Here is an 18314-nt window from a genome sequence, read left to right on the forward strand (position 1 = left end):
GGCCGTTGGAACGCAAAGCTGCAATGCGCTTTTTACATGACAGGCAGACCACGGCTGGCAAGCTTCTGTTATCGCGGCAATATTACGGTAAAGGTTGAACCCTTTCCAGCTTCGCTTTGCATCCGCAAACGCCCGCGATGGCGGTTGATTATGTGTTTTACAATCGCAAGGCCCAGCCCAGTTCCGCCCAGTTGTCGCGATCTGTGGCTGTCGGCGCGGTAGAATCGCTCGGTTAGGCGGGGCAGGTGTATCGCGTCAATGCCGGGCCCCTTGTCACTGACCAAAACCCTGACAGCCGGACCACGCATGACGGAATCGCGTTCGGATGATTCCACCCGAATGTCAACGCTGCCCCCACTGCCACCGTATTTGATGGCGTTCTCGATCAGGTTGGTGAAGACCTGACGCAGCTGGTCGCCATCCCCGATCAGCGAGATAGGCCCTTCTGGCGCGTTCAAGCTCACCTCGACGTTGGCACTCTCGGCCAGCGGGCGCAGTGAGTTCAGCGTTGATTGCAACAGCCCCGTCAATTCAAGCTGATCTTTGGGCCGCACACGTTCTTCGCTTTCGACACGGTTCAGTGACAGCAGATCCCCCACCAATCGGTTCATACGATTGGCTTCGTCGGCCATGATCTCAAGAAACCGCGCGCGCGCGGCGGCGTCATCACGCGCCGGACCACGCAACGTCTCGATGAAGCCCATCAACGCTGTCAGCGGTGTGCGCAACTCATGACTGACATTCGCCACGAAATCCCGCCGCATCTGGCTGGCCTGCTCGACATGCGAGACATCTTGGAAAGTCGCCAGCATGGCACCGCCGGACACCGCCCCTACACCGTTCAGATAACGGCATTCGACCTCGAACGTGGTGTCCTGCGCTCCGTCATTGGACAGGTGGCGCGCCTTTGCCGGACCATTGGTATGCAGGCACTGCTCAATTGCGTCAATCACCCCAGGTTGCCGCAAAATCGTCGCGAAATGCCGACCGACGATATTCTGCGTCAGAAGGGTTTTGGCATCGTCATTGGCGGCAATGATCCGTTCGGTCTGGTCGACCATCAAAGCCGGCATCGGAATGGCCGAGACAAATTCGGCAAGCAGGTCGTCTGACATTCTTCAGACCCTTCCCGGCAAGTTAGGACACAGGCTTCATCTCGTCACGGAACCGGCGCATATTCTGTTGATAATGTAACGCGCTGAGCGTGATTTTCTGCGCCGCGGCTTCGTCCAGTTCCCGCACAACCTTACCCGGCGTTCCCATGACCAGCGAGTTGTCGGGGATTTCCTTGCCTTCGGTGATCAAGGCCCCTGCCCCGATCAGACAATTCTTACCAATCTTTGCCCCGTTCAACACGATGGCTCCCATGCCGATCAGCGTGTTTTCCCCGATCGTACACCCATGCAGCATCACCTTGTGGCCGATGGTACAATTCTTACCGATGGTCAGAGGAAAACCGGCATCGATATGCATGATGCAATCTTCCTGCACATTGCTGCCTTCGCCCACGCGAATCTCTTCATGATCAGCGCGGATGGTGCAGCCGAACCAAACCGAGGACCCTTCTTCCAGCACTACTTTGCCAATCAAGTTGGCATCGGGTGCAACCCAAGTATCGGCGTGGATATGTGGTGCGTGTTCGCCCAAGGCATAGATGGTCATGACAAACCTTCAAATTCGTTCTGTAAGGTGCGTACGTGGTCTTGCAGTCTTGGTTGTTGGATACGGCGCATACGCTCTGCGCTGACGATGGTTTTCAGCTTTTCCTCGGTTGTATCCAGGTCATCGTTGACCAGCACATAGTCGTAATAGCCCCAGTGGCTGATTTCATCCCAGCTTTTGAGCATCCGCTTGGCGATCACGTCCTCGCTGTCCTGACCGCGGGTTTCCAGGCGGCGGCGTAATTCGGGGATCGAGGGTGGCAGAATGAAAATCGACAATGCGTGCTTACCCAGATCCGAATTGCGGATCTGAACCTCACCCTGCCAATCCACGTCAAAAAGAACATCGCGGCCCGCATTTATCGAGTCCTGCACCGGGCCAGCCGGAGAGCCATAAAAGTTCCCAAACACGTGCGCATGTTCCAGCATCTGACCCTTGGCAACCTGCTGTCTGAATTCATCCTCTGAAAGAAAGTAATACTCCCGTCCGTGTTCTTCGCCCGGACGAGGTGCGCGGGTCGTGGCCGAAACCGAGAACTCCAGACCTTCATCCCAGGCCATAAGCCTTCGGGCCAAAGTGGATTTCCCCGCCCCGGAAGGCGAAGACAGGATGATAAGTAGGCCGCGGCGATCTGCCATGTCAGTTGTTCCCATCGTCATTCAACATTTTGCACCTGTTCGCGCATCTGATCTATTACCGCCTTCAGCTCAAGCCCAACCGAGGTCAGCTCGGCGCTTTGCGCCTTTGAACACAGCGTGTTGGCCTCGCGATTAAACTCCTGCATCAGAAAATCCAGCTTGCGCCCCACGGCTCCATCCTGCGACAGCAGATCGCGTGCGGCGTTCACATGCGTTTTCAGGCGGTCAATTTCTTCGGTGATATCGGATTTGACCGCGATCAGCGCCAATTCCTGCGCGACCCGGTCTGGGTCAGCCCCTTGCGCATTGTCCAGCACACGGGCCAGATTTTCGCGCAGTGCCTCGGCGGTCTTGTCCTTGCGTTGTTCTGCAAGCTCGGCCGCTTGCGCCGTTAAGTCGGCGACCTGAGCAAGCTGCCCGTCCAGAATGTCTGCCAGAGCCTTGCCTTCTGTCTGGCGCATGTCGACGAAAGCTGCCAACAGGTCGGCAAATTCGTTCGTCAATTCCTTGACCAGAGGCGCGGGGTCGTCCACCTCACTGCCAGCCTCCAACATTCCTCTCAGCCCTATCAGGTCCGCCGCGGTCGAAGGTGCCAGCGCGACGCCGCTTTCTACCGCCATTTCCTGCGTACGGGCCAGCGCAGCAAGTGCCGCGCCCATGGCGTCTTCATTCAGAACCAGATCAGGGGCAGTTTCTTCGCGGCTTAACCGTAAGGACAAGGTGACATTTCCCCGGCTCAGTGATTTGGACAGCTGGCCACGCAAGGCGGTTTCAAGCCCGGTCAGCCACTCGGGCATGCGCAGCCGTAAGTCCAGACCTTTGCCGTTCACGCTGCGCAGGTCCCACGTCCAGCTATGCGGTCCATACGCCCCTTTGCCTGCGGCGAATCCGGTCATGGATCTGATCATGTTGGCTGTCCTTGTCTGCTCGGTTGTCGCACCTAATGCCATCGGCGGGCGCAGGGCAAGAGTTTGCTGGTTTTCGGCCTTCGCCCAGAAGTTAACCATTCATTAAAGAATTCCTCCAAAATTGACTCAACTCGTGTCAATTTGGCTTTGGTCAGGGATGATCGGACCTGAAGGGTCCCGATATCTGGAATTTTAGATAAATGACGGGCGATTGACGCTAGGGTGATGTAAATGAAAACGTTTTTCGGTAACAGGTTCGGATCGAACTCTGGAAAGATCGTCGCAATGGATCGTTTTGACAGCGGGCGCAGCCTCTCGCCCATCCGACAGGTCGAGGCATACTGGACCGCGCTGTTAACCGGCGACGGTGTCCCCAAACGTGCGCAGATCGATCCGCGCGGGCTTGAGAACGTTCTGGAATACACTTTCATTCTGGAACGTATCGCGCCCGGTCTGGCCCGGTTTCGTCTGGCTGGAAGCCATCTAACACAGCTGGCAGGCATGGAAGTGCGCGGCATGCCGTTAACCGCGTTTTTCGAACCCAGCGCTCGTGGCCAGATATCGGACGTATTAGAGCAGGTCTTTGCCCAGCCGGCAATTGCCGAGCTTGGATTGGTCGCCGCCGGTAAACTGGGCCGCAGCCAGTTGCAGGCACGTATGATCCTGTTGCCCCTGAAAAGCGATCTTGGCGATGTCAGCCGCGTGTTGGGTGTCATGATGTCCGACGGTGCAATTGGCGCGACGCCTCGCCGTTTCTCAATCCCCGACACCAGAGTGCGGGCTGTTTCAGACGTTCAGGCACCGCAACAACCGGCGCAGCAAATCTCGGCCGGGTTTGCGGAAGAGCAAGCAGAATTCAAGAAACCCGGATCACATCTACGACTGGTTGCGTCACGGGACGACTGACAAAAAAGGCGGGCCAGTGCAGCCCGCCTTTTAACCTTAAAGACAGCAAGTCTTAGCTGGCTTCACGTTTGTTGCGATCGCGGCGCAGGTTGGTCAGTTCTTCCGCAACCAAAAAGGCCAGTTCCAGCGATTGCGTCGCGTTCAGTCGCGGGTCGCACGCAGTGTGGTAACGATCCGAGAGGTCCTCCTCGGTCACGGCACGCACCCCACCGGTGCATTCGGTCACGTCCAAACCGGTCATCTCAAAATGCACGCCCCCAGGGATGGTGCCTTCGGCCTGATGCACACCAAAGAAGTCGCGCACCTCGCGCAGGACTGAATCAAACGGACGGGTTTTGTAGCCCGTCGCCGATTTGATCGTGTTGCCGTGCATCGGGTCGCAGACCCATGTGACATTGGCGCCCTCTTCCTTGACGGCCTTGACCAGACGCGGCAGATGCTCACCCGCCTTGCCCGCACCAAAGCGCGCGATCAGGGTCAAGCGACCTTCCTCGTTTTCCGGGTTCAACTTGGACATCAGAACCTTGAGGTCTTCTGCCGTGGTCGAGGGACCACATTTCAGACCAATCGGGTTCAGGACGCCGCGGCAAAATTCTACATGCGCCCCGTCCGGCTGACGGGTGCGGTCACCGATCCAGATCATATGGCCCGAACCGGCCAGCCAGTTGCCAGAGGTGGAATCAAGACGGGTCAGCGCCTCTTCGTATTCCAGCAGCAGGCTTTCATGGCTGGTGTAGAACTCAACGGTCGAGAACTCATGCGTGGTGTCCGCCGTGATCCCCGCCGCGCCCATAAAGTCGATAGTGTCCTGAATACGGTCGGCGATTTCCGAGTATTTCTGCACGTCCTGTACATCGGTGAAGCCCAAAGTCCAGGAATGCACCATGCTCATATCGGCGAAACCACCGGTCGAGAAAGCGCGCAAAAGGTTCAGGGTCGCAGCCGCCTGAGTGTAGGCCTGCAGCATCTTGCCCGGATTCGGAATCCGTGCTTCGGGTGTGAAGGCCAGTTCGTTGATGATGTCACCACGGTAGCTGGGCAGCTCAACGCCATCCACCACCTCGGTCGGGGCGCTGCGCGGTTTGGCGAATTGGCCGGCCATGCGGCCCACTTTGACCACCGGTACCTTGGCGCCATAGGTCAGAACCATTGCCATCTGCAGCATCACCTTGAACGTATCACGGATCGCATCCGCGCTGAATTGTTCAAAGCTTTCTGCACAATCCCCGCCCTGTAGCAGGAAGGCCTCGCCGCGACCGGCGGCACCCAAATGTTGCTTCAGACGCCGTGCTTCGCCCGCAAAGACCAGCGGGGGATACTGTGAAAGCTGCGCCTCGACCTTGGCCAGCGCGGCCGCGTCGGTATAGTCTGGCATTTGAACCCGGGGCTTGTTGCGCCAGTTCGTTTTTTGCCATTCAGTCATAGCTTTGATCTCCGCTGAAGTATTCAGGTTGCTTCTATACAAAATGCATTGAAGACTGACCATATACGATTTGGCCCTCTTGACGCAGCAAACAAGCTTTGATCAAGGTGGCTGCCAAATCTGACGTCGGACAAAAAGTCGCCGGGCGCCGAATCAAGGACACCTCGCCATGCAAGAGCAACGCCAAGTTGTCACGGTGGAAGACACTGCGGCCAACTCCCGCAATTTCGTATTTGTCCTTTTGGACAAATTTTCTCTGCTGTCGTTTGCTTCGGCACTAGACAGCCTGCGCATAGCCAACCGTATGGCGGACAAAACGCTGTATACGTGGACATTGATGGGTGAAGGTGGCGAAACAGTCAGCTGTTCGGCCGGAACTACCTTTGCGCTGGATTCAGACCTAGTTGAGCTGCAGCGCGACGATGTTGTCATGATCTGCGGTGGGGTCGACGTTCAGGCGGCGACCACCAAGAAGGTGTTGAACTGGGTGCGCCGCGAGGCAAGGCGCGGCTTGCGCATCGGTGGCCTATGTACAGCGGCATATACTTTGGCCAAGGCCGGGCTGTTGGATGGCAAACGCGCAACCATTCACTGGGAAAACTCCGACAGCTTTGTCGAGGAATTCGACGAGGTTGAACTGACCAAGTCCGTCTTTATCGTCGACGGCAACCGGATGACGACTGCAGGCGGCACGTCTTCCATCGACCTGCTGCTTAAAATCATTGCTGATGACTTCGGCGAGGATTTGGCGAATGCCGTTGCGGATCAGATGATCTATTCCTCGATCCGCACCGACCAAGACACCCAGCGTCTATCGACACCAACTCGGATTGGCGTGCGTCACCCGAAACTGAGCCAGGTCATCCTGATGATGGAAAAGAACATCGAGGAACCGATCTCACCCTCGATTCTGGCCAAGGATGTCGGCATGTCGACGCGGCAGTTGGAACGTCTGTTCCGCCGCTACCTGAGCCGTTCGCCCAAACGGTATTACATGGAGCTGCGCCTGCACAAAGCGCGCAACTTGTTGATGCAAACCGATATGAGTGTGATCAATGTGGCGCTGGCCTGCGGGTTTGCCTCGCCCAGCCATTTCTCGAAATGCTACCGGGCGCATTACAATACCACGCCTTATCGCGAGCGTGGAGCGCAGGGCGACCGGTTGTCGGTGTAAGTTACTCAGGGGTCATACGATAGACGGCCCCTTCACCCACGGAAATGAACCAGATTGACCCGTCAGGGGCCTCGACTATGTCGCGCACCCGAATCGTTTCAGGGCCCTTGATCTGTTCAACCTCGCGCAGCGGCGATCCCGCCAGCCGCGCGATATAGTCGAATTTGAGCGACCCAACGAAGATATCCCCTTTCCAGTCCGACCAAAGCTTGCCGGAATAAACCATCAGACCCGAAGGGGCGATGGAAGGGTCCCAATAATGCTCTGGTTGTTCCATACCCGGCTTCGTGGTGCCTTCTCCTATTTTGTCGCCGGAATAATGCACGCCAAAGGAGATAACTGGCCAACCGTAGTTTAATCCCGGCTGAACCAGATTGACCTCATCCCCACCTTTTGCCCCGTGTTCCGATATCCAAAGGCGGCCCCTTGCGTCCAAATCGGCCCCTTGCGGATTGCGATGGCCAAAGGACCAGATCTCAGGCCGCACACCGCTTGCCTGAATAAAGGGATTGTCACCGGGAACCGATCCGTCACGGTTCACGCGGATCACCGTGCCATTATGATTGGACCTGTCTTGCGCCTTGGGGCGTTCCCCCCTGTCGCCGATTGTGACGAACAAAGTTCCGTCCTTAGCTTCCACCACGCGGGAACCGTAGTGACGCCCTGATGAACCACCCGGGACAGCCTCGAAGATCACACGCAGGTTGGTCAGCCGATCACCGCCTTCAGACAATCGGGCCACCGCAAGGGCCGTTCCGGCGCCGCCGCGCTGTGGTTTGGAAAAGGTAAGGAATATCTCGCGTGTTTGGCTAAAATCACGGGCGACCGTCACGTCCAACAAACCGCCCTGCCCTTTGGCCAAAACGTCGGGCACACCTTTGACGGATTTGGCTTTCCCATCCGCAACATAAAGCAGTTTGCCATCCCGTTCGGTGATCAAAACCCCCTGGTTCGGCAAAATACCAATTGCCCACGGGGCATCCAATCCTTCGACCATCGGCGTCACTCGCACAGGGCCAGAAGAAGTTTGCAGTACGTCGGCACTGAGCAGCGCCGCCTTAAAGACAAGAAACAGAATCGTGAAAACTCTCAACATTCAGCTCTCCACCTGCAGCATGCCAGCCGCCAGAAACGGGACAAACCCAACAAAACAACCAGTACTTCAGGTGGCAACCACACAATTGCGTGAGGACTTTTCTTTTCCGAACAGCTTGCCTAGGGTCGTGCCCAGAACGAACACGTTCCAATTTGGGAGTAACCACATGAAAAAGCTGCTTACTGCAACCGCAGCAACCGCACTGTTGGCCGGCACCGCCATGGCCGAAGACGTTAAACTGGGCATTATGTTCGGTTTCACCGGCCCGATTGAATCGCTTTCGCCAGCAATGGCGTCCGGCGCTGAGCTGGCGATGAAAGAGGTTTCGGAATCCGGCAAACTGCTGGACGGGTCCACCGTAACGCCCGTACGTGCTGATACGGGCTGCGCTGACAATGCTCTGGCCACCGCTAATGCGGAACGTCTGGTTGCCGAAGGCATAAACGGCCTTGTTGGCGGAGACTGTTCGGGCGTAACCGGTGCCATTCTGCAAAACGTCGCCGTGCCGAATGGTATGGTCATGATCTCACCTTCGGCCACCTCTCCGGGCCTGTCAGTTATGGAAGATAACGGCCTGTTCTTCCGCACGTCCCCATCGGATGCGCGCGAAGGCGAAATCATGGCCGACATCCTGAAAGAGCGCGGCGTCAACTCGATCGCTCTGACCTATACCAACAACGACTACGGTAAGGGCCTGTCCGAAGCGATCAAATCCTCGTTCGAGGCGCTGGGCGGTGAGGTAACCATCGTTGCCGCGCACGAAGACGGCAAGGCCGACTATTCGGCCGAAGTCGGCGCGCTGGCATCGGCAGGTGGCGACATTCTGGTCGTTGCGGGCTATCTGGATCAGGGCGGTCTGGGCATCATCCAGTCCTCGCTGGACAGCGGCGCATTTGACACCTTTGGTCTGCCGGGTGGCATGATCGGTGACTCGCTGCCTGAAAACGTCGGTCCGGATCTGAACGGCTCGTATGGTCAGGCCCCGGGATCGAAAAGCGAAGCTGCGGATTCGTTCTTTGCCATGGCCGAGGCCGAGGGTTTTGACGGCTCGTCCATCTTCGTGCCCGAGTCCTATGACGCAGCGGCGCTGTTCCTGCTGGCCATGCAGGCGGCGGGTTCCAGCAACCCGGCGGACTATGGCGGCAAGATCATGGATGTTGCCAACGAACCGGGTGAAAAGATCTATCCGGGTGAGCTGGCCAAGGGTCTGGAGCTCCTCGCAGCGGGCCAAGACATCGATTATGTCGGCGCCTCGGGTGTTGAGCTGATCGGCCCCGGCGAAAGCGCCGGTGCTTACCGCGAAATCGAAGTCATCGATGGTGAGATGAAGACGGTTAACTACCGTTAAATCCTCATCTGACAGAGCAAAACCGAACAGCCCGGGCCTTGTGTCCGGGCTGTTTCAGTGACAAAAGGCTGCACCTCTGTTTTCGGGGAAAAGGCAAGGGAAGACCATGATCGTCGTTGAGGACGTGCATAAGCATTTTAGCGGGTTCCACGCGGTGGACGGTGCTTCGCTGGAAATCCAAAAGGGCTCGATCACCGGCCTGATCGGACCGAACGGTGCGGGCAAGACAACCCTGTTCAACGTGATCGCGGGTGTGTTGCCGCCGACCAGCGGCAAGGTTTTCATGGATGGCGAAGATATCACTGGCCTGCCTCCGCATGAGCTGTTTCACAAAGGGCTGCTGCGCACGTTCCAAATCGCGCATGAGTTTTCGTCAATGACCTGCCGCGAGAACCTGATGATGGTGCCCGGCGCGCAATCGGGTGAATCACTGTGGAACACCTGGTTTGGCCGCAAACGCATCGCCGACGAGGAACGCGCCCTGCGCGCCAAGGCCGATGAGGTGTTGGAGTTCCTGACGATCGAACATCTGGCCGACCACAAGGCAGGTCAGGTTTCGGGCGGGCAAAAGAAACTGCTGGAACTTGGTCGCACCATGATGGTCGACGCCAAGATCGTGTTTCTGGACGAGGTCGGCGCGGGTGTGAACCGCACCTTGCTGATGACCATCGGCGACACCATCCTGCGCCTCAACAAAGAACGCGGCTATACATTTGTCGTCATCGAGCATGACATGGATTTCATCGGCAAAATCTGCGACCCGGTCATCTGCATGGCCGAGGGTAAGGTTCTGGCAGAGGGCACTTTGGACGAGATCAAGGCCAACGAACACGTGATCGAGGCCTATTTGGGCACCGGCCTGAAGAACAAAGACAAGCTGGAGGCCCAGACATGACCGCGGGCGCAAGCGACAACCCTTATCAGGACGATCACGGCAACAAGGACGCAACAATTGCCAATACCAAGGGCATTGGCACGATGACACCTGCACATCCGACCAGCGGGGAAACCCACAAGGTCAGCGGCGGCCCCTTTCTGATCGGTGACACCATGACCGGCGGCTATGGCAAGGGGCCCGACATTCTGCACGATTGCACCATCGCCGTGGACAAGGGCGAGATCGCGGTGATCGTCGGCCCCAATGGTGCTGGAAAATCTACCGCGATGAAAGCCGTATTCGGGATGTTGGATGTTCGCGCGGGCGCTGTACGGCTGGATGGCGAAGACATCACCAAACTGTCGCCGCAGGATCGGGTGATCAGGGGGATGGGTTTTGTGCCGCAGACCTCGAATATCTTCACCTCCATGACGGTCGAGGAAAACCTAGAAATGGGTGCCTTCATCCGCCGCGACGATATCAGCCAGACGATGGAGCAGGTCTATGACCTCTTCCCCATCCTGCGTGACAAGCGCAACCAGGCGGCCGGAGAGCTGTCGGGCGGTCAACGCCAGCAGGTTGCCGTGGGTCGAGCGCTTATGACCCAGCCCAAGGTGCTGATGCTGGACGAACCTACAGCCGGTGTCTCACCCATCGTGATGGATGAACTGTTCGACCGGATCATTGAGGTCTCACGCACCGGCCTGCCAATCCTGATGGTGGAACAGAACGCCCGTCAGGCTTTGGAGATTGCGGACAAGGGATATGTCCTGGTGCAGGGGCGGAATGCGTACTCGGGCACGGGCAAGGAATTGCTCGCGGATCCCGAGGTGCGGAAGAGTTTCTTGGGGGGGTGAGGATGAAGCATCTTGCCAACATTCTTACGGTTTCTACCTTCGTTTTTATGCCCGGAAACGGGTTCGCAGAAATTCTGCGTTTGAAGGAGAACGGTGATGAGATGCACTGTACAGCCATACACGATTGCAGCCCACCTCTTGACTGCGGTAGAGATGATTTCAATGACTGCAAACCGCGCAAGGGGTATTGCAAAGACCCCCTAAATTTTTCTTTTCAGCTTCTAAAAGCAGAAGATAGTAGCGATCAAAATGCGTATGCTGCCATCAGTCAAGTTGGTGAAGAAAGGTTCGTATTATCAGGCGCAAAGATAGTTCTGGAACACCAAAATAACGAAGTTTTGGTTATCATGAAGGGTCAGCCCCCTTTGGATGAATTTAAGAACTGGGACGTCATGTTGTCAGAAAACGGACGAATTGGCGTTCATGTGAAACTCACGAGCGGCATACCTTCTGCACGTTCGTACCTAGGCACTTGTCAGGTAGGCAAATAATGGACTACTTCAACGCCCTTGTGGCGCTTTCCAACTTCGTCCTTTTTCCTGCATTTGCTTAAGTTGACTATTCAAGATTCAACGCGTTGAAATTGTAGCGTTAACTTCGCTTTAGGTCGTCGCGCCGGAAAACCAGGACCTTCTTTAGTCAGCCCTGTCTTCACCACCCATACACCTAATTTCAATCATCCAATCGGATCACCACAAGACCCGAAATCCTGCGCTGCATGCGGGCCTTTGATCGACATATCATAATTCAAGTCCTCGAAATCCACGACAAAGGTCACGACGTCCTTGTCCATGATGTGCAGGAAGGTCAGCGAGTTCAGACCGGCAATGATCGTCGCCTCTCCGCGAATATCATCTGTGACGATAAATCCCTTATCCGTGGCTCCGGACCTGGCCAATGTCACCGCGCTATCAGTATTGTCCGATACGCAATTGACGACGAAATCCGCCCCGTCCAGAGGGTCGCTTGATGCGGCTTGCGCCATCGCAGGCAAAACCGCGCTCAATATCACTGCTGCGTAGAATTTCATGATGTACCTCCCTTTATTCAGCGCCCTCGGGCACAGGGAAAGATCATAAATTAGATAAATAACTTCAACAGGCTGCATGACGGCCCTCACTTTCAGTTGATCCCAGGTGAAAGGCTGTGTTCGCGTGTCAACGCCTCTTTGACACGGTTAAACCGCGTGCTTTCAGGCAATCAATCGTGGCGAGAAGATGGCGTTTGCAGCTTTGCGCCACTGGTCGGATAAACAACCTCCAATAAAACGGTTTGTTCCCGGCTGGTTACCCCACTCCCCTAAGAATTGTTAAAATTAATCCCTTCAGAATTCCGCCTCGTCTCGGCTCAAATTCCGCCACGATCCGCCCCTAATCACAAACGCGCGAACAGCGGGAATCCTGATTGGATTCTCAAATATTTTGGGCAATTGCCCCCTTCAGGAGACATATTATGAAATATCTGGCTGCGCTTGCCGCCATCGTTCTGCCTGCGACCGCGCAGGCCGCGTCGCAAGCCCCCGCGCAAGGTGAATTTGTTTACGAGTGCCAGATTACCGAAACCTGCAACCCCGGTGGGTGCAACCCAATTGAACCAGCCCACCAAGTCGTGCTGAAACAGGTCGAAGGGCAATCCAAGGGCTTGCTTTTGGCCGAGGGTCAAGAACATGAAGTCCTTGTGATCCCCAGCCTCGGCGCGCAGGAATTTCTGCAAATTCAAAGCAACGGTAGCGTGGGATACACGGTAGATTCAGAGACCGGTCATCTTGAAGTTCGCGCCTCTGGCGGGCAACAGCGCAACGAACGCGGGGTCTGTACACTCAAAAATTGACCACATTTACTATCCCAAGACCAGCAAAGCTGAGCCAGCGACGCGTCTGACGGACATGATCCTGTCAGGCGCGCATTGAATGCCCGAAAGGAACGCTGCCCATATGCAGTTTTTCTTCGGAATTCGACCGTCCATAACCGTTGAAATATTGTGTCTTTGCGCGCGGGTATGCCATAAGGCCGCACCCGGCGGAATGAGAAGGTGAGATGGACATACTGAACGCGCTTGTCGCGCTTGCGAATTTTGTGTTGGTGCCTGCAATTGCTTATGGCAGCCAGCTGGCACTGGGGGCGCTGGGGGTCACGCTGATCTACGGTATCCTGCGGTTTTCCAACTTTGCCCATGGCGACACGATGGCCTTTGGCGCGATGATCGCCGTTCTGGTCACCTGGGGGCTGCAGGCCGCTGGGGTCAGTTTTGGTCCGCTGCCGACCGCCCTTTTGGCCCTGCCCTTTGCCATATTGGGCTGTATCGTTCTGGTGCTGATCACCGACCGATTGGTCTATCGATTTTATCGCGAGCAAAAGGCCAAGCCGGTCATTCTGGTTATCGTGTCGATGGGCGTGATGTTCATCATGAACGGCCTGGTGCGGTTCATCATCGGCCCGGACGATCAGAGGTTTTCGGACGGTCAGCGGTTTGTGATCTCCGCACGTGAATTCAAGGCCATGACCGGGCTGAATGAGGGGCTGGCGATCAAGACATCTCAGGGCATTACCGTCATCGTTGCAGTTGTTGCCGTGGTGCTGTTGTTCTGGTTCCTCAACAAAACCCGCACGGGCAAATCGATGCGTGCGTATTCGGATAACGAAGATCTCGCCCTGCTGTCCGGTATCAACCCCGAGCGGGTGGTGATGATTACATGGATCATCGTTGCGGCGCTCGCGACCACGGCCGGGGTCCTGTACGGGCTGGACAAGAGCTTTAAACCTTTCGTTTATTTCCAGCTGCTTCTGCCGATTTTCGCCTCGGCCATCGTCGGCGGGTTAGGCAGCCCTGTGGGTGCCATTGCCGGCGGGTTCATCATCGCCTTTTCCGAAGTCACGATCACTTACGCCTGGAAAAAGGTGCTGACCTATCTTGCCCCGGAAAACCTGGAGCCGTCGGGATTGGTGCAATTCCTGTCCACCGATTACAAATTCGCCGTAAGTTTTGTCATTTTGCTGATCGTGCTTCTGTTCAAACCTACGGGTCTGTTTAAGGGGAAAGCGGTATGACCGAGCCTGTCAAAAATACGCTGCTTTTCGCTGTTGTCGGTGGCCTGATCCTGCTGACCGGATTCACGCAAAGCTGGAACGCCGCGATATTGATCCTGAACATGGGACTGATCTCGGCCATCATGGCGCTTGGGGTGAACCTGCAATGGGGTTTCGCCGGTTTGTTCAACGTCGGGGTCATGGGCTTTGTTGCGTTGGGCGGGCTTGCCGTTGTGCTGGTCTCGACCCCGACAACACCTGGCGCCTGGTCTGCCGGAGGTTTCGGTATTGTACTGGCCCTGCTGCTGGGCGCTGCAACCGTTGTGGCCACAGTTCTGGTGGCGCAGAAGATGCCCAAAGGTCGGGTTCGGACTTTGTCGATCATTGCCATTCTCATCATCGGCTTCTTTGTTTACCGCGCTGTTCTCGACCCCAACACCGCGGCGGTCGAGGCCATTGAACCGGCTGTTGCGGGCAACCTCGGCGGTCTGAATCTGCCTGTTCTGCTGGCCTGGCCCGCAGGTGGACTGCTGGCGGCTGGTGCAGCGTGGCTGATTGGTAAAACTGCTCTGGGCCTGCGCTCGGACTATCTGGCGATTGCAACGCTGGGGATTGCCGAGATCATCATCGCGATCTTGAAAAACGAGGACTGGTTGGCCCGGGGCGTCAAAAACGTCTACGGCATCCCGCGCCCTGCGCCGGTCGTTGGGTACGAGGTCGATCTGCAGAATGACCCTGGCTTTGTCGCTCGCGCCGAGTGGTTGGGGCTGGATACAGTCACGGCTTCGACGCTGGCGGTTAAACTGGGCTATTCGTTTCTGTTCCTGATCGTTCTGCTGGTCCTGCTCTGGATGGCGCAAAAGGCGCTGAACAGCCCGTGGGGCCGCATGATGCGCGCCATTCGTGACAACGAGGTCGCGGCCGAGGCGATGGGCAAGGACGTGACCCGCCGCCATTTACAGATCTTTGTGCTGGGCTCGGCCATCTGCGGAATTGCAGGTGCTATGATGACCACGTTGGACGGCCAGTTGACCCCCAGCGCGTATCAGCCATTGCGGTTTACATTCCTGGTCTGGGTAATGGTGATCGTCGGTGGATCAGGTAACAATTTTGGTGCGGTACTGGGCGCGTTCGTGATCTGGTTCCTGTGGGTTCAGGTCGAACCTATCGGGCTGTGGCTGATGAACCTGATCACCGCTGGATTACCTGATGGCAGCGCGCTTAAGGCACATCTGATCGAAAGCGCCGCGCATATGCGCCTGCTGACCATGGGGTTGATCCTACTGATTGTTCTCAGATTCAGTCCAAGGGGCTTGATCCCCGAGAAATAGATCACTTTCAGGGGAATATTCGGAACCGCGCCTCAAAATCGGCGCGGTTTCTTGATTCATGAACCGAACCTTAATAGACCGAATTATCGTTGGGCAGTTTCCGGACCTGCGCCAGATCGCCTTCACGGTTAATTAGTCAGTTGACGCTGATACTACAGGTCACCTCTCGAGAGTAAGAAGACGACACATGAAAACTTCGTTTATCCCAAAAATCCTAATGCTGACAGTTGTTGCCAGCCTGGCTGCATGTATCCCGTCACCCGAAGATCTGGAAACCGATCCAGTTCAGGTCCAGACCTCAAAGGGTGTGGTGACGTGCCAGTTGTACCGCCCGGATCGCGTCATCTGGGATCGTGCCATCGACTACCCCGCGACCAAGATGTCTGTGGCCGAGGCTGACGGCTACTGCCGGCAGGAAGGTCAGCGTCGTCTGAAGTAACCAAATAGCGCCGCGCAACGAAACGGCTGTGCGGCGCCTTGGGCTTACCTAGCGCGAAACAACCCGCCCAGAATTCCACGAACAATGCGGCGCCCGGTTGTTCCTTTTAGCTCTTTGATGACGGCCTCGCTCATTGCTGTAGCAAAGGTATCTTTCTGCCGCTTTACGCGAGAGGAAGATCGCCCGACCCGGCCACCGGAATAGCGCCTGGCCGTGGCGAACTCGCGTTCAGCGACAGATTGTGTCTCTTCTTGTTCTTCTGCTTTTGCAGCAGCCTGCGCGGCCTGATCGGCGCGTGCCTGCAGAATTTCAAAGGCCGATTTCCGATCCTTCAATGTGCCATACTTGACCTGCATCGGTGACGCCGTCATGACCGCCTGACGCACGGACGCGGTGATCGGCCCAAGTTGTGTTCCCGGTGGACGGATCAGCGTCCGTTCAACAATACCTGGCACACCCTTCTTCTGCAGCATCGACGTGACCGCCTCACCCACGCCAACCTCTCGGATTGCGGTTTCGGTGTCGAAGGCCGGGTTTTCACGATAGGTTTCGGCCGCCAAACGCAGGTTCTTGCGATCCCGCGCGGTAAAGGCACGCAGCGCGTGCTGCACCCGATTGCCAAGTTGTCCCAGAATATCTTCGGGAATATCCGCCGGGTTTTGCGAGATGAAGTAGACGCCGACACCCTTGGAACGGATCAGCCGTGCGACCTGCTCTACTTTGTCTACCAAAACCTTGGGCGCATCTTCGAACAACAAATGGGCCTCATCAAAGAAGAACACCAGTTTGGGTTTGTCGGGGTCGCCAACCTCGGGCAACTCCTCGAACAGCTCACTCAACAGCCACAACAGGAAAGTCGCATAGAGACGCGGCGACCCCATTAGCTTATCCGAGGCCAGGATGTTCACCATCCCCTGCCCGTTCGCATCAGTACGCATCAGATCAGCCAATTCCAGCGCGGGTTCTCCGAACAAATTGGTACCGCCCTGGTTTTCCAACACCAACAACCGCCGCTGGATCGCCCCAATCGAAGCGGTCGAGACATTGCCATAGCGCAGGGATAACTGTGTGCGGTTCTCACCGATCCAGACCAGCAGGGCTTGCAGATCCTTGAGATCCAGCAGCGGCATCCCTTCTTCATCCGCCACTCGGAAAGCAATGTTCAAAATACCTTCCTGCGCCTCGCTCAGGTCCATGAGCCTAGACAATAGCAATGGCCCCATTTCTGTAACGGTCGTTCGAACAGGATGGCCTTGTTCGCCGAACAGATCCCAGAATGTCACCGGGCATGCGGCATAGGTATAATCCTGAAAGCCGATGCGAACCGCGCGATCCTGAAACGCCTGGTGCAACTTGTGACTTTCACTGCCCGCCATTGCCAACCCGGACAAGTCGCCTTTGACATCGGATAGAAACACCGGGACGCCCGCAGCCGAGAACCCCTCGGCCAGGATTTGCAACGTCACCGTTTTGCCTGTGCCCGTCGCCCCTGCGATCAACCCGTGCCGGTTGGCATATTTGAGGGTCAGGTTTTGAGGCTGGCTGTAATCTTCACCCGCGCCGCCCAGAAAAATGTTTTTGTCCATGTAGGTAAGGCCTTAATTTCCACCGATCTGAACCCAGCATACAAAGTTAACCTTTGACTGCGATAGTCATTTTGCTGCCCTCGCTGTCAGAGGTAGGGTGCGGCAAACTTCCTCCCTGTCGACTGACCGCGCCTTCGGGCGCGGTTTTTTTAAAGCAATGCTGGTTCTTCCATTAAAATTTCAGGTTTTCAGTTGACGCATGCGACCGCCTTTCGTAACGTCTGCGCATAACTAAGTCGGCCAGTCCGACGGGGAGAAAATTTTATGAAAGGGAGCCGCTCCACCGGTTCCCTTTCTTTTTTTGTTTCATCCAGGTTTCAAGCACTGGAAAGCGGCAAAAAGCTGACTTCGGTCACCCATTTGTGCAGCTTAATGCCTGACACCATGATCCAAGGATGATAGACGGGTCAAAAAGCTCAATCACATTGCCGAGGCATTCATGATCAAGAACACTCTATCTCTCAGCCTTGTGGCCGCTGCGCTTTGGTGTGGTGCCGCTTATGCACAAGAAGCAACGCAGGATGCCGAGGCTCCGCAAACCCAAACCGGTGCTGACCTGGATCTTGGGGAATCCGGCCCGCGTATTGGCGAGCAGTACCTTAAGGAAGAGACCGGCGACTGGGCAGTCATGTGCATCAATACAGGAACTGACAGCGAACCTTGTGTCATGCGACAGATTCTGACCGGTCAGCAAGACCAGCCCATTGCGGAAATTACGATTGAAAAGCTGCCCGAAGAAGCTCCGGCCGTAGCTGCTGCGATCATCGTTGTGCCCCTCGAGGTGCTATTGCAAGCTCAGATATCCTTGTCGATCGACGGAGCGCCGGGCAAACGATACAACTATCACCACTGCAACCCCGTTGGGTGCCTTGCGCAAGTGGGCTTTACCCAGCAAGACCTCGAAGCTTTGAAGAGTGGGACCAAAGGTACCTTGTCGATGGTTTCTGTTCTGGCACCTTCGCAGGCGCTGCAATTGGAAATATCTCTAGCCGGGTTCACTGCCGGGTTTGACCAGCTGGAAGTCATCAAAAACTAATGACTAG

General features: G+C 56.3%; 19 protein-coding genes. 11 read left to right on the forward strand and 8 right to left on the reverse strand.

Features of this window, described 5'->3' with window-relative positions; genetic code table 11:
* Nucleotides 1-68: 68 nt before the first annotated feature.
* From ACR0DL_RS04990 to ACR0DL_RS05005, 4 genes are read right to left on the reverse strand one after another with little or no spacing between them, the layout of a single operon-like run.
* Entirely contained in the window at nucleotides 69-1115 is a 1047-nt protein-coding gene (locus tag ACR0DL_RS04990; protein WP_480687886.1) for a sensor histidine kinase, read from the reverse strand.
* A gap of 22 nt (nucleotides 1116-1137) precedes the next feature.
* Nucleotides 1138-1662, reverse strand: coding sequence for a gamma carbonic anhydrase family protein (locus ACR0DL_RS04995; RefSeq protein ID WP_480687888.1), 525 nt, complete (start codon nucleotides 1660-1662; stop codon nucleotides 1138-1140).
* Nucleotides 1659-2300: a guanylate kinase gene (gene gmk, locus ACR0DL_RS05000; protein WP_170348722.1), complete on the reverse strand. Its 642-nt coding sequence runs from the start codon at nucleotides 2298-2300 to the stop codon at nucleotides 1659-1661. Before gmk ends, ACR0DL_RS04995 begins: the two co-directional genes overlap by 4 nt.
* A 17-nt stretch (nucleotides 2301-2317) precedes the next feature.
* A complete protein-coding gene (locus ACR0DL_RS05005) occupies nucleotides 2318-3208 on the reverse strand; it encodes a YicC/YloC family endoribonuclease (protein WP_480687890.1) in 891 nt (296 codons plus the stop codon).
* A 231-nt stretch (nucleotides 3209-3439) separates the two neighbouring features.
* Between ACR0DL_RS05005 and ACR0DL_RS05010 the strand changes: the two genes are divergently transcribed.
* On the forward strand, nucleotides 3440-4114 hold the full coding sequence (locus tag ACR0DL_RS05010; protein ID WP_480687892.1) for a PAS domain-containing protein: 675 nt from the start codon (nucleotides 3440-3442) through the stop codon (nucleotides 4112-4114).
* Nucleotides 4115-4166: 52 nt separating this feature from the next.
* On the opposite strand, the gene ACR0DL_RS05015 is transcribed toward ACR0DL_RS05010, so the two are convergent.
* On the reverse strand, nucleotides 4167-5537 hold the full coding sequence (locus ACR0DL_RS05015) for a class II 3-deoxy-7-phosphoheptulonate synthase (RefSeq protein WP_480687894.1): 1371 nt from the start codon (nucleotides 5535-5537) through the stop codon (nucleotides 4167-4169).
* Nucleotides 5538-5706: 169 nt separating this feature from the next.
* Between ACR0DL_RS05015 and ACR0DL_RS05020 the strand changes: the two genes are divergently transcribed.
* Nucleotides 5707-6711 carry a GlxA family transcriptional regulator gene (locus ACR0DL_RS05020; protein ID WP_170348726.1) on the forward strand — a complete coding sequence of 335 codons (1005 nt, stop codon included), beginning with the start codon at nucleotides 5707-5709 and terminating at the stop codon, nucleotides 6709-6711.
* A gap of 1 nt (nucleotide 6712) precedes the next feature.
* Here the strand turns inward: ACR0DL_RS05020 and ACR0DL_RS05025 are convergent, their stop codons facing one another.
* Nucleotides 6713-7807: a PQQ-dependent sugar dehydrogenase gene (locus tag ACR0DL_RS05025; protein ID WP_480687896.1), complete on the reverse strand. Its 1095-nt coding sequence runs from the start codon at nucleotides 7805-7807 to the stop codon at nucleotides 6713-6715.
* Nucleotides 7808-7973: 166 nt separating this feature from the next.
* Here ACR0DL_RS05025 and ACR0DL_RS05030 point away from each other — a divergent pair, with 166 nt between their 5' ends.
* The 4 genes from ACR0DL_RS05030 to ACR0DL_RS05045 all read left to right on the forward strand — a co-directional run bounded on the left by ACR0DL_RS05030 (nucleotide 7974) and on the right by ACR0DL_RS05045 (nucleotide 11380).
* Nucleotides 7974-9155: an ABC transporter substrate-binding protein gene (locus tag ACR0DL_RS05030; protein ID WP_170348728.1), complete on the forward strand. Its 1182-nt coding sequence runs from the start codon at nucleotides 7974-7976 to the stop codon at nucleotides 9153-9155.
* Between the two features lie 106 nt (nucleotides 9156-9261).
* Nucleotides 9262-10050: an ABC transporter ATP-binding protein gene (locus tag ACR0DL_RS05035; RefSeq protein ID WP_480687898.1), complete on the forward strand. Its 789-nt coding sequence runs from the start codon at nucleotides 9262-9264 to the stop codon at nucleotides 10048-10050.
* The gene (locus ACR0DL_RS05040) at nucleotides 10047-10889 is read left to right on the forward strand and encodes an ABC transporter ATP-binding protein (protein WP_170358501.1); all 843 of its coding nucleotides are present in this window, start codon (nucleotides 10047-10049) and stop codon (nucleotides 10887-10889) included. The genes ACR0DL_RS05035 and ACR0DL_RS05040 overlap by 4 nt, the downstream gene beginning before the upstream one ends.
* A 2-nt stretch (nucleotides 10890-10891) precedes the next feature.
* Nucleotides 10892-11380 (forward strand): hypothetical protein, encoded by a 489-nt coding sequence (locus ACR0DL_RS05045; protein ID WP_480687900.1) that lies wholly within the window; start codon nucleotides 10892-10894, stop codon nucleotides 11378-11380.
* A gap of 185 nt (nucleotides 11381-11565) precedes the next feature.
* On the opposite strand, the gene ACR0DL_RS05050 is transcribed toward ACR0DL_RS05045, so the two are convergent.
* Nucleotides 11566-11919, reverse strand: a complete 354-nt coding sequence (locus ACR0DL_RS05050) for a hypothetical protein (RefSeq protein ID WP_480661900.1) — start codon at nucleotides 11917-11919, stop codon at nucleotides 11566-11568.
* A gap of 422 nt (nucleotides 11920-12341) precedes the next feature.
* Here ACR0DL_RS05050 and ACR0DL_RS05055 point away from each other — a divergent pair, with 422 nt between their 5' ends.
* The 4 genes from ACR0DL_RS05055 to ACR0DL_RS05070 all read left to right on the forward strand — a co-directional run bounded on the left by ACR0DL_RS05055 (nucleotide 12342) and on the right by ACR0DL_RS05070 (nucleotide 15685).
* Nucleotides 12342-12719 (forward strand): hypothetical protein, encoded by a 378-nt coding sequence (locus tag ACR0DL_RS05055; RefSeq protein ID WP_170358507.1) that lies wholly within the window; start codon nucleotides 12342-12344, stop codon nucleotides 12717-12719.
* A gap of 206 nt (nucleotides 12720-12925) precedes the next feature.
* Entirely contained in the window at nucleotides 12926-13936 is a 1011-nt protein-coding gene (locus ACR0DL_RS05060; RefSeq protein WP_170409899.1) for a branched-chain amino acid ABC transporter permease, read from the forward strand.
* The gene (locus tag ACR0DL_RS05065) at nucleotides 13933-15246 is read left to right on the forward strand and encodes a branched-chain amino acid ABC transporter permease (protein ID WP_170358509.1); all 1314 of its coding nucleotides are present in this window, start codon (nucleotides 13933-13935) and stop codon (nucleotides 15244-15246) included. Before ACR0DL_RS05060 ends, ACR0DL_RS05065 begins: the two co-directional genes overlap by 4 nt.
* 187 nt (nucleotides 15247-15433) lie before the next feature.
* A complete protein-coding gene (locus tag ACR0DL_RS05070) occupies nucleotides 15434-15685 on the forward strand; it encodes a hypothetical protein (protein ID WP_170348736.1) in 252 nt (83 codons plus the stop codon).
* Nucleotides 15686-15729: 44 nt separating this feature from the next.
* Here the strand turns inward: ACR0DL_RS05070 and ACR0DL_RS05075 are convergent, their stop codons facing one another.
* A complete protein-coding gene (locus ACR0DL_RS05075) occupies nucleotides 15730-17271 on the reverse strand; it encodes a helicase HerA-like domain-containing protein (RefSeq protein ID WP_480687902.1) in 1542 nt (513 codons plus the stop codon).
* Nucleotides 17272-17710: 439 nt separating this feature from the next.
* Here ACR0DL_RS05075 and ACR0DL_RS05080 point away from each other — a divergent pair, with 439 nt between their 5' ends.
* Nucleotides 17711-18307 carry an invasion associated locus B family protein gene (locus ACR0DL_RS05080; protein WP_480646672.1) on the forward strand — a complete coding sequence of 199 codons (597 nt, stop codon included), beginning with the start codon at nucleotides 17711-17713 and terminating at the stop codon, nucleotides 18305-18307.
* The last annotated feature ends 7 nt before the right edge of the window (nucleotides 18308-18314 follow it).

The organism is Ruegeria sp. BB5 (assembly GCF_056539405.1).

Bases quoted from the DNA above. Each gene is read 5' to 3' on its own strand.
- ACR0DL_RS04990 (WP_480687886.1), bottom strand. From the start codon at position 1,115: ATGTCAGACGACCTGCTTGCCGAATTTGTCTCGGCCATTCCGATGCCG.
- ACR0DL_RS04995 (WP_480687888.1), bottom strand. From the start codon at position 1,662: ATGACCATCTATGCCTTGGGCGAACACGCACCACATATCCACGCCGAT.
- gmk (WP_170348722.1), bottom strand. From the start codon at position 2,300: ATGGCAGATCGCCGCGGCCTACTTATCATCCTGTCTTCGCCTTCCGGG.
- ACR0DL_RS05005 (WP_480687890.1), bottom strand. From the start codon at position 3,208: ATGATCAGATCCATGACCGGATTCGCCGCAGGCAAAGGGGCGTATGGA.
- ACR0DL_RS05010 (WP_480687892.1), top strand. From the start codon at position 3,440: ATGAAAACGTTTTTCGGTAACAGGTTCGGATCGAACTCTGGAAAGATC.
- ACR0DL_RS05015 (WP_480687894.1), bottom strand. From the start codon at position 5,537: ATGACTGAATGGCAAAAAACGAACTGGCGCAACAAGCCCCGGGTTCAA.
- ACR0DL_RS05020 (WP_170348726.1), top strand. From the start codon at position 5,707: ATGCAAGAGCAACGCCAAGTTGTCACGGTGGAAGACACTGCGGCCAAC.
- ACR0DL_RS05025 (WP_480687896.1), bottom strand. From the start codon at position 7,807: ATGTTGAGAGTTTTCACGATTCTGTTTCTTGTCTTTAAGGCGGCGCTG.
- ACR0DL_RS05030 (WP_170348728.1), top strand. From the start codon at position 7,974: ATGAAAAAGCTGCTTACTGCAACCGCAGCAACCGCACTGTTGGCCGGC.
- ACR0DL_RS05035 (WP_480687898.1), top strand. From the start codon at position 9,262: ATGATCGTCGTTGAGGACGTGCATAAGCATTTTAGCGGGTTCCACGCG.
- ACR0DL_RS05040 (WP_170358501.1), top strand. From the start codon at position 10,047: ATGACCGCGGGCGCAAGCGACAACCCTTATCAGGACGATCACGGCAAC.
- ACR0DL_RS05045 (WP_480687900.1), top strand. From the start codon at position 10,892: ATGAAGCATCTTGCCAACATTCTTACGGTTTCTACCTTCGTTTTTATG.
- ACR0DL_RS05050 (WP_480661900.1), bottom strand. From the start codon at position 11,919: ATGAAATTCTACGCAGCAGTGATATTGAGCGCGGTTTTGCCTGCGATG.
- ACR0DL_RS05055 (WP_170358507.1), top strand. From the start codon at position 12,342: ATGAAATATCTGGCTGCGCTTGCCGCCATCGTTCTGCCTGCGACCGCG.
- ACR0DL_RS05060 (WP_170409899.1), top strand. From the start codon at position 12,926: ATGGACATACTGAACGCGCTTGTCGCGCTTGCGAATTTTGTGTTGGTG.
- ACR0DL_RS05065 (WP_170358509.1), top strand. From the start codon at position 13,933: ATGACCGAGCCTGTCAAAAATACGCTGCTTTTCGCTGTTGTCGGTGGC.
- ACR0DL_RS05070 (WP_170348736.1), top strand. From the start codon at position 15,434: ATGAAAACTTCGTTTATCCCAAAAATCCTAATGCTGACAGTTGTTGCC.
- ACR0DL_RS05075 (WP_480687902.1), bottom strand. From the start codon at position 17,271: ATGGACAAAAACATTTTTCTGGGCGGCGCGGGTGAAGATTACAGCCAG.
- ACR0DL_RS05080 (WP_480646672.1), top strand. From the start codon at position 17,711: ATGATCAAGAACACTCTATCTCTCAGCCTTGTGGCCGCTGCGCTTTGG.